Here is a 12,669-nt window from a genome sequence, read left to right on the forward strand (position 1 = left end):
GCAGGAAATAGGATGGACGCCGGTCACGCGAAAGCGGGTCGGCGTTGTTTTTTTCCAAAGATACAAAAAATCATCGATATCTGTCGCTCAAGAAAATAAAATATACGCTTTGCGTATATTTATATTGAAAGGGGCTCCCATGTCTGTTTCTCAACAGGTTTTTCTGCGCGATGCCATGCGTCGTTTGAATTTAACGCGCGACGTTTTTGCGGCGCGTATTGGGGTGAAGCGCCGAGCGCTAGATACATGGCTGCTGCCGGAAGGGTCGCAAGAGGCGCGTTCAATGCCTGAAGTGGTGGGGCGCTTCGTAACGGAAATTGTAGAAAATGAGTCCTTGATGCGCAAATATGCGCAGAGCGCACAGTTCGGCCCTCTGCGTGATCGTATTGCCGTAGAGGGCAAGCACCAGTTGCTGTCAGTGGATCAGTTCACGCGCGAGTCGGTTGAAGAGTTGTTTCGTATCGCTGATTTAATGCAACCCATTGCACGTCGCCAGAAAGTTTCCCGCGTACTGGAAGGTGCGGTTTTGGGTAATTTGTTCTTCGAGGCAAGTACGCGAACCCGTGTAAGTTTTGGTGCAGCGTTCTGTCGCTTGGGCGGGTCGGTGTGCGATACCACAGGCTTTACGTTCTCCTCTATGGCAAAGGGCGAGTCTATTTACGATACGAGCCGGGTGATGAGTGGTTACGTTGATGCCATGGTTATTCGCCACCCCGATCAAGGTTCGGTGGCGGAATTTGCGCAGGCCACCAATATTCCAGTGGTTAACGGGGGGGATGGCCCGGGCGAACATCCCAGCCAGGCATTATTGGATCTTTACACGATTCTGACGGAATTTTCGCGCTTGGGGAAACTGCTCGACGGTGCGCATATTGCCGTAGTGGGTGACCTGAAGTACGGCCGCACAGTGCATTCGCTTATTAAGTTGCTGGCTTTGTACAAAGGGCTGAAATTCACATTAATTGCGCCGCGTGGGCTGGAAATGCCGCAAGACATCATCGATAAGGTAACGCAAGGCACCGATCATGTGATTGAGCAAACGCACTCATTGCGGGAAGGTTTGGTAGGGGTCGACGTCATTTATGCGACCCGGGTGCAGAAAGAGCGATTCTCGGGTGAAGATCTGGAAGGCTATACGGCCGATTTTCAGGTGAACAAAGCGCTGGTGGACCAGTGCTGCGGGCCCGATGTCATTGTGATGCACCCGTTGCCGCGTGACAGTCGTGAGGGTGCCAATGATTTAAGTGTGGACTTGAACGACGATTCCCGCTTGGCGATTTTCCGTCAGACAGACAACGGAATTCCGGTGCGGATGGCAATTTTCGCGGTGTTGCTGGGGGTGGAAACGCTGGTACAGCACTCGCTACGCGACGTGACTTGGAGTCCGCCTACGCATATTGGGCCCGACGACAGCGTTTTCCACGGTATTGATTAAACTTTTTTCTCGCCGCCCAGTGCGTCGACCAGGTCGTTGAGCATTTTGCCCAGTTCCCCGGTCATTAGGGCGAAATCGGTGTCGAATGCATCGGCATCTGCAGTATTTAACGCCTCCTGGTTCTCTTTAAGGACATCAAGTGGAGATATCCGCTTGATGTCTAGTGCATCGGTTAGCACGAACGAGACACGATCCGCCCAGGTCATGGCCAAACGGGTACATTGCTTGCCGTTTTGGACGTGTTTGCGCACTTCTTCGGTCTCAATACTATGGCGCACATAACGCACAGTGGCCCGGTTTTCGCTGGTTGAACGCAATTCCGTGTCTTGATCGATCGTGAAAGCGCCTGGGCCGTCGTTTTCCAGTAACCATTGGGTCATGGCCGAGGCGGGTGAAATTTCGGTGTATAGGGGCGTGGCCGGGAAGGGGTCAAGCGCTTTGGCCAGCATGCCGATGACTTCATCGGCCTTGGCGCCGGCGGCGGCATCGATAGCCAGCCAATGGTTGCGGGTATCGATCCACACACGGGTATCGCGATGCACGCTGAAGGCTTTGGGCAATAGCTCTTCCGTTACCCGTTCTTTGATTTCCTTCATTTGCTTGCGGCCGGGCTTGTATCCTTGCTGCTCTTCAATGTCGGCGGCGCGTGCTCGTGCGACCTGGTTGACAACCGATGACGGCAGTAGTTTTTTATCGACCCGCAGGCTAATAAGATATTGGCCGGCCAGAGCGTGAACCAAGCCGCCTTCATCGGTGGGCGACACCCAACCCATACTGACCATATCCAGGCTGCTGCCCGGGGTAAAGCGTGCCTTTTCCAGGAGGCTTTCGATGGCTTCAGCCGACAGACTAAAATGGCTTGAAAGTCGGAAAATCTTTATATTTTTAAACCACATACATTATCTTTTTAACAAATAACTTCAATTAGAACCAAAATAATTAGAGAAATTGAAAATTTCTCAATAATTCAATTATTTATGAATATTGCTTAATAAATTACATCATAATTTTTTGTTTTTATGTGTTTGTGTCAATGACGTTCCGTTTTGCTGCAAGGCAGGCAGTCATTTCAGTGCACTTTACCGTAACTTAAGACTTTACTTGAAGTTGCGATGCTGACATTTTCATCCGGTTGGCGATTGTAAGCGCAAAGCGAAAACGGCATAGTAACGGTTGCAGATTATTAACTTGTTTATCTGTTTTTTTATACAGTATAATTTAATGCAATAATTCACTTTTTTGCCAAGGAAACTACATGGACGCCAAACAAAGCAAAGCCGCTTCCGCCGAACGGGCCAAAGCACTGGCCGCAGCCTTATCGCAAATTGAAAAGCAGTTCGGTAAAGGGTCGGTCATGCGCTATGGCGATAACCAGGTCGAACACGACATCCAGGTCGTTTCCACTGGTTCGCTGGGGCTTGATATCGCGTTGGGCGTGGGCGGGTTGCCTCGTGGTCGCGTCATTGAAATATACGGCCCGGAATCCTCCGGCAAAACCACGCTTACTTTGCAGGTGATTGCCGAAATGCAAAAAGTAGGCGGCACTTGTGCATTCGTCGATGCTGAACACGCTCTTGATGTTCAGTATGCCAGTCGTTTGGGCGTAAATTTGTCCGATCTTCTCATTTCGCAGCCCGATACGGGTGAACAGGCACTTGAAATTACAGATGCCCTTGTGCGCTCAGGTTCCGTCGATTTGGTGGTAATCGATTCGGTGGCCGCGCTGGTTCCCAAGGCGGAAATCGAGGGCGACATGGGTGATTCCCTGCCTGGCTTGCAGGCTCGTCTCATGAGCCAGGCTTTACGTAAGCTTACGGCTAATATCAAACGCGCCAATTGCATGGTTATTTTCATTAACCAGATTCGCATGAAAATCGGCGTCATGTTTGGCAACCCCGAAACCACCACCGGGGGGAATGCGCTTAAGTTTTATTCCACAGTTCGTCTTGATATCCGCCGCATCGGTTCCATCAAGAAGGGCGACGAGGTCGTGGGCAACGAAACCCGTGTGAAAGTGGTCAAGAATAAAATCGCGCCACCGTTCAAACAGGCCGAGTTCGACATTATGTACGGGGCCGGCATCTCTCGCGAAGGTGAAATTATCGATCTGGGCGTGCAGGCGGGTATTGTCGATAAGGCCGGGGCCTGGTTCAGCTATAACGGTACACGTATTGGCCAGGGCAAAGATAATGTTCGCGAGTACCTGAAAGAGCATCCCGAAATGGCGATCGAAATCGAAAACCGTGTACGGGAACAAATGGGTATTGTGTCGCGTGCCCAGGCCAAGGCGTATACGGAATCGGGTGATTCTCCTACTGGTGATACCGAAGGTTCCGAGGCCGATCTGGCTTAAACATTGGGTTTAAGTTTAGGGGCTAAGGGGGAGGCTATGCGAAAACGCGATTTTTCCGGGCAATCCGGCGAATCTGCGCAGGCCGGCCTCCCTTCTGAAGAGCGCTTTTCCCCGGAAAGCGGTAAATCCTCAAAAACTGGGCCGTCTTTGAAGGCGCGCGCCATTGGGTATTTATCTCGGCGCGAGCATTCCCGTCACGAGTTGGCTCGCAAGTTGGCTCCTCATGTCAGCCCAGACGACCCTGCCGAACTCGACCAGGTGCTGAACGAGCTTGAACAAGGCAATTGGTTGTCGAACGAGCGTTTTGCCCAAAGTCTGGTCAATCGCCGGGCTCCGGGGAAGGGCACGGTTGCGGTCATGCACGAGTTGCGACAGCATGGGCTTGATTCGGGTCAACTTGAATCCATTCGCCAACAACTTGCCGACACCGAACTGCAGCGCGCTCAAGCGGTATGGGAAAAAAAGTTCGGTGTGCCGCCTGCTACTCCAAAGGAAAAGGCACGGCAAATTCGTTTCATGGCGTCGCGAGGCTTTTCCGCAGCTGCATTAGGTAAAATTTTGGGCGATCTGAATAACCTCGACCCGAATAGCGACTAGTTTCAGCGCAGCAGCTTTAATTAACAGCGACTCAAGCCTCAAAGCGAAAATATCCAAGTCTTGGAACGCAAATGTACAAACCTTTGGTTGTACCTGTTCGGGTCGGGTACGTTATACTTGAAAAGTTTACCGCCTTAATTTCATTATTGATTTTCACCTCTCATGCCTTTGCCAGACTCCGAACAAAATCGTGAGCGCCTGCACACACGTACCATCCGTGTTGATGCGTTCGCTCGGGAAGATGGCCTGTGGGATCTTGAAGCCGAGCTGATCGATATCAAAGGCTACGACTTCCCCAAACATGGTGGGGTGATTCATAAGGCGGGGCAACCTGTGCACCATATGCATCTAAGGGTAACTTTTAACCAAGAGTTCACTATTACGGCGGCACAGGCTGCTTACGATGCGGCCCCTTATAACGAATATTGCGCTTCTATTGCACCTAATTACGGTGATCTTGTCGGCCTGAATTTGTTGCGGGGGTTTCGTCACGCCGTTAAGGCGCGTTTCGGGCGTACCGCAGGCTGCACGCACATGACAGAAATGTCCTATGTGTTGCCTACGGTCGCAGTGCAGTCCATGGCAGGGCGTCGCAGAAAGGAAAAATCTCCCGAAGCGCAGAAGAAAAAGCCTTTCCAGCTTGGGGGGTGTCACGCTTTACGGCTCGACAGCCCCATGACAAAGAAGTTTTATCCCGAATGGTATATCGAGCCTGAAGAGGGTTCCGATTCCTGAATCAAGTTTTTATTTTCCACGTTCTGACAGGTAACAAATGAAAATTCACGAGTATCAAGGCAAGGAACTGCTAAAGCAATTTGGCGTGACAGTGCCGCGCGGGTTTCCTGCATTTTCCGTCGATGAAGCGGTTGTAGCCGCTGAAAAATTAGGCGGTCCGGTTTGGGTCGTAAAGGCTCAAATTCACGCAGGCGGTCGCGGCAAGGGCGGTGGCGTAAAGCTGGCACGCTCTATCGACGAAGTGCGTCAGTTGGCTTCCGAAATTCTGGGCATGCAACTAATTACCCACCAAACCGGTGCTGAAGGCCAGAAAGTGCGTCGTTTGCTGGTCGAGGAAGGTGCCGACATCAAGAAAGAATACTATGTCGGTATTGTTACCGATCGCGGCACTCAGCGCGTTTGCGTGATGGCGTCCAGCGAAGGTGGCATGGAAATTGAAGAAGTTGCGGAAAAGAACCCCGACGCCATCCTGAAAGTGTTTGTCGACCCCAAAACAGGGTTAACGGAAGCGGAAGCGTCTGAACTGGCGCGTGGTATTGGTGTGCCCGATGCCTCAGTTGCCCGGGCAGCAGCCGAGTTCCAGAAGTTGTACAAGGCTTATTGGGAAACCGATGCTTCTTTGGCTGAAATCAATCCCCTTATTCTTACCGGTTCGGGCGACATTATCGCGCTTGATGCCAAGTTCAACTTCGACTCCAACGCGTTGTTCCGCCACCCTGAAATTGTGGCTTACCGCGATCTCGACGAAGAAGATCCTGCAGAAGTTGAAGCCAGCAAATTTGATCTGGCTTACATTCAGCTTGAAGGCAATATCGGTTGCCTGGTGAATGGCGCCGGTTTGGCGATGGCCACAATGGACACCATTAAGTTGTTCGGTGGTGAGCCTGCCAACTTCCTCGACGTTGGTGGTGGTGCAACGGCCGAGAAGGTGACGGAAGCTTTCAAGATCATGCTTAAGAACAAGGAAGTGAAAGCTATTCTGGTTAACATTTTCGGTGGCATTATGCGCTGCGACGTGATCGCTGAAGGTGTGATTGCAGCTTGCAAGGCGGTGAACCTAAGCGTACCGCTGGTGGTGCGCATGAAGGGTACCAACGAAGAGTTGGGCAAGAAATTGCTGGCTGAGTCGGGCTTGCCCATTATCAGTGCTGACACCATGGCTGAAGCCGCAACCAAAGTTGTCGCTGCCGCGAAATAAGAATTTGCCGAGGATTTTTAAATGTCGATTTTGATCAACAAGGACACAAAAGTCATCACCCAGGGTATGACAGGTAAAACGGGTCAGTTTCATACCCGTATGTGCCGTGAGTACGCCAATGGCAAGAATGCGTTTGTTGCCGGGGTGCATCCCAAGAAAGCCGGAGAAGAGTTCGAAGGCGTACCTATTTTCGGTACCGTTAAAGACGCCAAGGAAGCTACAGGCGCAACGGTTTCCGTTATTTATGTGCCGCCTGCAGGGGCCGCTGCCGCCATTTGGGAAGCCGTTGACGCCGATCTCGATCTGGTGGTGTGCATTACAGAAGGCATCCCGGTTCGTGACATGCTGGAAGTGCGTAACCGCATGCGTGCCGAAAACAAGAAAACTCTTTTGTTAGGTCCCAACTGCCCGGGTCTTATTACCCCCGACGAGCTGAAAATTGGCATCATGCCGGGCCATATTTCTCGTAAAGGACGCATTGGTGTTGTGTCTCGTTCCGGTACACTCACTTATGAAGCCGTGGCGCAGCTCACCGAATTGGGGCTGGGTCAATCTACTGCTGTTGGTATTGGTGGTGATCCCATCAATGGCCTGAAGCACGTTGATGTTCTGAAAATGTTCAACGACGATCCTGACACCGATGCCGTTGTCATGATTGGTGAAATTGGTGGCCCCGATGAAGTCGATGCAGCGCTTTGGGCAAAAGACAACATGAAGAAGCCGGTTGTTGGCTTTATTGCCGGTGTTACTGCGCCTCCCGGAAAACGTATGGGGCACGCCGGTGCGCTCATTTCCGGCGGTGCCGATACGGCCGATGCAAAACTGGAAGTCATGGAAGAGTGCGGCATTCGTACCACCCGCGACCCATCTGAAATGGGTAAATTGCTTAAATCGGTTCTGTAATCGGTTTGGCAGTTTGGTAAAAGGCTCGCCTCAGGGCGGGCCTTTTTGGTTAATTGGAAAGGGGAAGGAAGTCTATGGGCCTGTTTAAATCACCCAACGACAAAGACGGCAAGGGGCCGGGTATTACCTTGTTGCAGGGGTTGTTAATTTTGGCCGTGCTGGGCATTTTGGGCTGGCTGGTTTCCTCGTACTTTATTTCGTGAGTCGTATGCACACCCCTGAAAAACTTGTTATTGCAACCCGTGCCAGTCGCCTGGCGTTGTGGCAGGCGGAACATGTGCGTGCTTTGCTTCAACAGCGTTACCCATCGTGCGAGATTTCGTTGCTGGAAATGACCACGCGTGGCGACCAGATTCTTGATCGTACTTTGTCGAAAGTGGGGGGCAAGGGCCTGTTTGTCAAAGAACTGGAAACGGCGCTGCTTGACGGCCGTGCCGATTTGGCGGTGCACTCCCTGAAAGACGTGCCGGTTGAACTGACCGACCCTTTTGCGCTTCCGGTTATTTTGGAGCGCGATGATCCTCGAGATGCGTTTGTGTCGAATGAGTACGGCAGCCTGGCCGATATGCCTGCCGGCGCGGTGGTGGGTACATCCAGCTTACGACGCGAGTCTCAGGTGCGGGCTGCGTATCCGCATTTAACCGTTAAGCCTTTGCGAGGCAATCTTGATACGCGGTTGGGCAAGCTCGATCGCGGCGAGTACGGGGCGATTATTCTCGCAGCCGTGGGTTTGCGGCGTTTGAAGCTGGATGAACGTATTCGTTGTTGCCTGGAGCCTTCGGAAAGCCTGCCGGCGGCAGGGCAAGGTACCTTGGGTATCGAAATTTTGGCCGAACGGCATGATCTGGCCCAATGGCTGGCGCCGCTGGCATGCTCAAAAGCAACGGCATGTTCTGTTGCCGAGCGCGCCGTATCGCGTGTTTTGGGCGGTTCGTGCCAGGTTCCACTGGCGGCTTATGCCGAATTGAACGGTGACACCGTGCATCTGGATGCTTTGGTTGCTGAACCGGATGGGACGGTCGTTATTCGTGCATCAGGTACTGCGCCGATACATGAAGCACTTCAAATGGGTGAAAGCGTTGCCCGGGAACTCATGGCAAAAGGGGCTCAACCGATTCTTGCCCGACTGGCTGATGGTGGAAACGCCGCACCGCAAACCTGACGGAGTCGTTTTATGTCTGGTCGCCCGCGTTCCTGCATCGTTTTAACCCGGCCGGCGGGGCGTAACCAGATACTGTCGGCCAGTTTGCGAGGGGCAGGATTCAACGTTCTTGATATGCCGGTGTTGGCCGTGTCGGCGTTACCTTACGATGTGGAATCGTTTGTGTGGCCGGATGACTATCAATTGATGGTTTTCGTGAGTGTTAATGCGGTCGATTTTTATGTCGCGCGTTTAAAGGCGATGATGGCGGGTGCCCGCGCCCAGGTGGATTTGGGTTCGGTCATGTTGGCGGCGGTGGGCCCTTCAACGGCTGCACGCTTGCGCAATGAACCTTTGTTTCGTGCAGCCAGTGTTGTGGCGCCGGTCGAGGGTTACACTTTCGATTCAGAAGGTTTGCTGGCCACGCTCGAGCCCGATTTGCCATTGGTTTCGAAGGCCGTCATCGTACGGGGGCAGGCTGGGCGCAACTGGCTCGCAGAACAGTTAAGTTCCCGGGGTATTCGGGTTGATCGCTATGCCGTGTACCAAAGACACCCGGTTAACTGGTCTGACACCGGACTACAGGTATTGAAGAATTGCGTGCATGAGGGTGGGCGATTAACCGTGTTGTTGACCAGCGCCGAAGCGGTCGATGCGTTTTGCGCCAATCTGAAAGCCGGTGATCTGGCATACTTACTGGGAGCCATGCGCTTCGTGGTCATACACGAACGCGTCGCTGCACGTTTACAATCACAGTTACGCAGTATTCCCGACGCGCAAGTCATGCCCGGGGTTAAACTATGTGCTCCCGACGACGAATCCATGCTTCGGGCCATCATGCTTTCAGCCACTCTTTAATAAAGGCCGGAATAAGAATATTAGCCATGACAGAATCAAAGAACGCTTCGCAGAACGAAAAGCAACACGATGACAAGCAGTCGGCGGGTGCCAAGCCCGACACGCAATCAGGTAAACCGCCGCGCGCTGCAGCAGTAAAACGCAGTGGCAAATCGGTGTGGCCGGGTTTGTTCGTGTTGGTTTTGCTGGTCGCCGTTGCATTGGGTGGTTTTGTTTGGTGGCAACACCAAACGCATCAAAAGCTTCTGGGCGACCTTATGGCTCAAATCCAGCGCAGTACAACTGCTTCGCAGCAGGCGGGCGAGTTGGCGCGGCAGGCGCAAAGTAATACGCAAGCTCAAGCTGCGCGGGTTCGCGAAATGCAGTCGTCGCTGGCGGCCATGCAAGGTCAGGTCTCAGACCTCGATCAGGCCTTCCAGATCATGACGGATAGCGGTTCCGATTTATTGCTTTTGAACGATATCGATCACCTTGTTTCCATTGCTAATCAGCAGTTGTTGCTCGGTGGGAATGTGGCTAATTCGTTGGTGGCGCTGGAAGCGGCACAGGCGCGCCTGGCGCGTGCCAATCGTCCGGCGCTGGCTTCATTGCAACAAACACTGAACGGCGATATCGACCGTCTGCGCGCAGTGGCCACTATCGATGTGAATGTGTTGTCGCGCCAGCTTGAACAGCTTAATGGTTTGCTTGGGCAGGCGCCATTGCTTGTGCCCGATGTAGCCGTTCCCGAGTCGGCGGTACAGGCAAATGGGTTGAACGGTATTTCCTCCTCGTCAAACGCGAATGGCAACGCTTCGGGCAATGCGGCGTCAGATTCAGCTTCGGGTGCCGGTGCGGATGCAGATCCCAATGCCTCCTGGTTGGAACGCAGCTGGGACAATACCGCAACTTGGTCTCGTGAGGCGTGGTCGGTGATTCGTCATGATCTGGCCGGGTTTTTTGATATTCGTCGGGTTGATAACGAGGCGGCGTTGTTGATTTCACCTGATCAGGCAACGCAATTGCGTCAGGCTTTGCGTTTACGAGTCATGACAGCGCAATTGGCCCTAATGATGCGTCAACCTGAGATCTGGCGCTCCGAGTTGCAGGCCGTGCTAACGGCGCTGGAAACCTATTACGATAACCAGTCATCCGTTACTCAACGTGCCGTGCGTCAGGTTACGCGGCTCATTGAAACGCCTGTCGATACAAAGCTTCCCACCTTAAGTAATACCTTGGAAGCTATCGAAATTCTGCGTCATGAGCGTGCCCAGACTTTAACGGATACAACTGATCAGAACGAGGAGACACAATGAGAGCCTGGTTCTGGATGCTATTGCTGTTGGCTTTGGCCGTAGGGCTGGGCGTAGTGCTGCGCGAGCATAGTGGGAATGTTCTCATTATTGCGCAACCATGGCGAATTGAAATGTCGCTGACGCTCTTTGCATTACTGTTGTTGGCCGCATTTGTGGTTCTGTATCTGCTGTTTCGAGGTTTGTCATGGTTGTTATCCAGCCCGGAACGCTTCCGTGAGTGGCGTGGTTTGCGTGCCCGCAAGCGTGATCATGAACTGCTTGAAAGCGGTTGGTTGCATGTGCTGGAGGGGCGTTATCCGCAGGCTGAACAAGAATTGTCGCGTTTGTTGGGGCGTACACGGTCGTCCAATACGCGGGTGTTGGCTGGGCTTGCGTTGGCCCGGGCATGTCATCAACAAGGGCAAATGCAGCGCCGTGATGAAGCCCTTACATTAGCCCGTTCGGCAGTGGGTACGGATTCGCGCCTGAAAGAGTCTTGGGCTACCGCCGTGGCAGAGATGTATCTTGACCAGCATCGCGCTCAGGAAGCGTTAACGTTGCTGCAGCCATATCAGGATACCGGCGCAAAACATTTGAATGCCACCCGATTGTTGCTGCAGGCGCATCAGCAATTGAACAATGCGGATCAGGTTTTTGAGTTAACGCGACAACTTTTGCGGCGCGGCGCCATTGATAAACAAAAGGCGCAGCCGCTTATTGCGCAGTCGGTTGCCGAACGACTGCGGGCGGCAGGGCCGGAAGGGTTCCGCTCGGTATGGGGCGAATTACGTGGCGACGAGAAAACCTTGCCCGAAATAGCGTTGGCAGCCGCGCATGTTCAACAGCAAGCGGGTCATGCCGATGAGGCGGGCAAAATATTAGAAGCGGCGCTGAACGAACAACTTGAGCCACGCTTGCTGAATGCTTATTCCCAAGCCCCCGCTGATCAGGTCTCTCGTCGAATCAACAAAGCGGAAGGCTGGTTGAAAAGTCATCCCGACAGCTCGGCCTTGTTGGCTGCCCTGGGTAACTTGTGCCTTACCGGCCAGCTCTGGGGTTCGGGCGAACGTTATTTGCTGCGTAGCATGGCGATTCGCAGTGATGTTCGCATTCACGCTTTGCTTGGTAATCTGTATGATCGCCTGGGGCGGCAGGCCGACGCAATGAAACATTGGCGTTTGGCGTCAGGAGTGGCTGGGGTGTTGCCGGTATTGCCCGGTAGCACTGTATTGCCCGCCGCCGATACACGGGGTGATCCAACCCTTATCGATGTACAGGACCTGGAGTCTTCTTCGACCGAAGCAGCGTCTTTCGGCGAGGTGCCGGTGGCTGCCAGTGCTGCGGATTATCTTGAATCTGAAGAGTCTGTTAATGCAACGGATCCTGGCGCCGCGTCGGCGAAAACGCCTGACCCTAACCCGCAAGACCCTGATTATCACGAGTATTTCGATAGCGCGCCCATTCCGGGTGTCGACCTTTCGCAAACGTCCGATCGTCCTACCCGGCGTGGCTCTTGAGCTTTTATTCTTTTTGCTTTCGATTTTTATTTCTGTTCATTGATTCACAGGTGTTTAAAACATGAGTTTAGATCGTGTGCCAGCAGGTTCGAACCTGCCTGACGAGTTCAACGTTATTATTGAAATTCCCATGAATGCCGACCCGGTTAAATACGAGGTCGATAAGGATAGCGGTGCGGTGTTTGTTGATCGCTTCATGCTGACCGCCATGCATTATCCTGCGAATTATGGTTATATTCCGCAAACCATTTCCGACGACGGCGACCCGGTTGATGTGCTGGTCGTTGCCCCGTTTCCCATTCAAATTGGCGCAGTCATTCGTTGCCGTGCCATTGGTGTGCTGAACATGGACGACGAAGCGGGTGGTGACGCCAAGTTATTGGCTGTTCCCGTTGATAAACTCTACCCGCCGTATCGGCACATTCAAAAACCGGAAGACTTGCCGGAAGAAGACTTGCGTCGTATTCAGCATTTCTTTGAGCACTACAAAGATCTTGAGAAAGGCAAGTGGGTGAAAGTGCGTGGCTGGGAAGGTGCCGAGGCCGCACGCAAAGAAATTATCGAAAGTTCGGCGCGCTATACGGCCGATTCAAAATAAAACATAGAAATCAGGCCCATAAAGAGCCTGGCGCATTAACTAACCCCCGAAGGCTGGAGA

At 53.0% G+C, this 12,669-nt stretch carries 13 protein-coding genes; 12 read left to right on the forward strand and 1 reads right to left on the reverse strand.

Annotated features, from left to right (window positions below; genetic code table 11):
• Positions 1 to 139 precede the first annotated feature (139 nt).
• Positions 140 to 1,435: an aspartate carbamoyltransferase gene (locus CJO09_RS13730; RefSeq protein ID WP_119442855.1), complete on the forward strand. Its 1,296-nt coding sequence runs from the start codon at positions 140 to 142 to the stop codon at positions 1,433 to 1,435.
• Here CJO09_RS13730 and CJO09_RS13735 read toward each other — a convergent pair.
• Positions 1,432 to 2,331, reverse strand: coding sequence for a recombination-associated protein RdgC (locus CJO09_RS13735; RefSeq protein ID WP_119442856.1), 900 nt, complete (start codon positions 2,329 to 2,331; stop codon positions 1,432 to 1,434). The genes CJO09_RS13730 and CJO09_RS13735 overlap by 4 nt on opposite strands.
• A 359-nt stretch (positions 2,332 to 2,690) precedes the next feature.
• On the opposite strand from CJO09_RS13735, the gene recA reads away from it, so the two are divergent.
• The 11 genes from recA to ppa all read left to right on the forward strand — a co-directional run bounded on the left by recA (position 2,691) and on the right by ppa (position 12,609).
• Positions 2,691 to 3,788 carry a recombinase RecA gene (gene recA, locus CJO09_RS13740; RefSeq protein WP_114420834.1) on the forward strand — a complete coding sequence of 366 codons (1,098 nt, stop codon included), beginning with the start codon at positions 2,691 to 2,693 and terminating at the stop codon, positions 3,786 to 3,788.
• Positions 3,789 to 3,824: 36 nt separating this feature from the next.
• Entirely contained in the window at positions 3,825 to 4,385 is a 561-nt protein-coding gene (gene recX, locus CJO09_RS13745; protein WP_119442857.1) for a recombination regulator RecX, read from the forward strand.
• A gap of 162 nt (positions 4,386 to 4,547) precedes the next feature.
• Positions 4,548 to 5,120, forward strand: coding sequence for a DUF2889 domain-containing protein (locus tag CJO09_RS13750; protein ID WP_114420832.1), 573 nt, complete (start codon positions 4,548 to 4,550; stop codon positions 5,118 to 5,120).
• A gap of 37 nt (positions 5,121 to 5,157) precedes the next feature.
• Positions 5,158 to 6,318: an ADP-forming succinate--CoA ligase subunit beta gene (gene sucC / locus CJO09_RS13755; protein ID WP_119442858.1), complete on the forward strand. Its 1,161-nt coding sequence runs from the start codon at positions 5,158 to 5,160 to the stop codon at positions 6,316 to 6,318.
• Positions 6,319 to 6,339: 21 nt separating this feature from the next.
• Positions 6,340 to 7,221, forward strand: a complete 882-nt coding sequence (gene sucD / locus CJO09_RS13760) for a succinate--CoA ligase subunit alpha (protein WP_114420830.1) — start codon at positions 6,340 to 6,342, stop codon at positions 7,219 to 7,221.
• 74 nt (positions 7,222 to 7,295) lie between these two features.
• A complete protein-coding gene (locus CJO09_RS15865; protein WP_255455236.1) occupies positions 7,296 to 7,424 on the forward strand; it encodes a hypothetical protein in 129 nt (42 codons plus the stop codon).
• Positions 7,425 to 7,429: 5 nt separating this feature from the next.
• Positions 7,430 to 8,383 carry a hydroxymethylbilane synthase gene (gene hemC / locus CJO09_RS13765; protein ID WP_119442859.1) on the forward strand — a complete coding sequence of 318 codons (954 nt, stop codon included), beginning with the start codon at positions 7,430 to 7,432 and terminating at the stop codon, positions 8,381 to 8,383.
• A gap of 12 nt (positions 8,384 to 8,395) precedes the next feature.
• Positions 8,396 to 9,220, forward strand: coding sequence for a uroporphyrinogen-III synthase (locus tag CJO09_RS13770; protein WP_119442860.1), 825 nt, complete (start codon positions 8,396 to 8,398; stop codon positions 9,218 to 9,220).
• Between the two features lie 26 nt (positions 9,221 to 9,246).
• Complete coding sequence (locus tag CJO09_RS13775; RefSeq protein WP_158582758.1) at positions 9,247 to 10,515, forward strand: uroporphyrinogen-III C-methyltransferase; 1,269 nt, start codon at positions 9,247 to 9,249, stop codon at positions 10,513 to 10,515.
• Positions 10,512 to 12,011 (forward strand): heme biosynthesis HemY N-terminal domain-containing protein, encoded by a 1,500-nt coding sequence (locus tag CJO09_RS13780; RefSeq protein WP_119442862.1) that lies wholly within the window; start codon positions 10,512 to 10,514, stop codon positions 12,009 to 12,011. The genes CJO09_RS13775 and CJO09_RS13780 overlap by 4 nt, the downstream gene beginning before the upstream one ends.
• A gap of 61 nt (positions 12,012 to 12,072) precedes the next feature.
• Positions 12,073 to 12,609 (forward strand): inorganic diphosphatase, encoded by a 537-nt coding sequence (ppa, locus tag CJO09_RS13785; RefSeq protein ID WP_119442863.1) that lies wholly within the window; start codon positions 12,073 to 12,075, stop codon positions 12,607 to 12,609.
• The last annotated feature ends 60 nt before the right edge of the window (positions 12,610 to 12,669 follow it).

Origin of the sequence: Neopusillimonas maritima, from assembly GCF_003576595.1 — a bacterium.
GTDB classification, from domain to species: domain Bacteria; phylum Pseudomonadota; class Gammaproteobacteria; order Burkholderiales; family Burkholderiaceae_B; genus Neopusillimonas; species Neopusillimonas maritima.

Excerpts from the sequence above, each read along its gene's own strand:
- CJO09_RS13730 (WP_119442855.1), top strand. The coding sequence starts at position 140 with ATGTCTGTTTCTCAACAGGTTTTTCTGCGCGATGCCATGCGTCGTTTG.
- CJO09_RS13735 (WP_119442856.1), bottom strand. The coding sequence starts at position 2,331 with ATGTGGTTTAAAAATATAAAGATTTTCCGACTTTCAAGCCATTTTAGT.
- recA (WP_114420834.1), top strand. The coding sequence starts at position 2,691 with ATGGACGCCAAACAAAGCAAAGCCGCTTCCGCCGAACGGGCCAAAGCA.
- recX (WP_119442857.1), top strand. The coding sequence starts at position 3,825 with ATGCGAAAACGCGATTTTTCCGGGCAATCCGGCGAATCTGCGCAGGCC.
- CJO09_RS13750 (WP_114420832.1), top strand. The coding sequence starts at position 4,548 with ATGCCTTTGCCAGACTCCGAACAAAATCGTGAGCGCCTGCACACACGT.
- sucC (WP_119442858.1), top strand. The coding sequence starts at position 5,158 with ATGAAAATTCACGAGTATCAAGGCAAGGAACTGCTAAAGCAATTTGGC.
- sucD (WP_114420830.1), top strand. The coding sequence starts at position 6,340 with ATGTCGATTTTGATCAACAAGGACACAAAAGTCATCACCCAGGGTATG.
- CJO09_RS15865 (WP_255455236.1), top strand. The coding sequence starts at position 7,296 with ATGGGCCTGTTTAAATCACCCAACGACAAAGACGGCAAGGGGCCGGGT.
- hemC (WP_119442859.1), top strand. The coding sequence starts at position 7,430 with ATGCACACCCCTGAAAAACTTGTTATTGCAACCCGTGCCAGTCGCCTG.
- CJO09_RS13770 (WP_119442860.1), top strand. The coding sequence starts at position 8,396 with ATGTCTGGTCGCCCGCGTTCCTGCATCGTTTTAACCCGGCCGGCGGGG.
- CJO09_RS13775 (WP_158582758.1), top strand. The coding sequence starts at position 9,247 with ATGACAGAATCAAAGAACGCTTCGCAGAACGAAAAGCAACACGATGAC.
- CJO09_RS13780 (WP_119442862.1), top strand. The coding sequence starts at position 10,512 with ATGAGAGCCTGGTTCTGGATGCTATTGCTGTTGGCTTTGGCCGTAGGG.
- ppa (WP_119442863.1), top strand. The coding sequence starts at position 12,073 with ATGAGTTTAGATCGTGTGCCAGCAGGTTCGAACCTGCCTGACGAGTTC.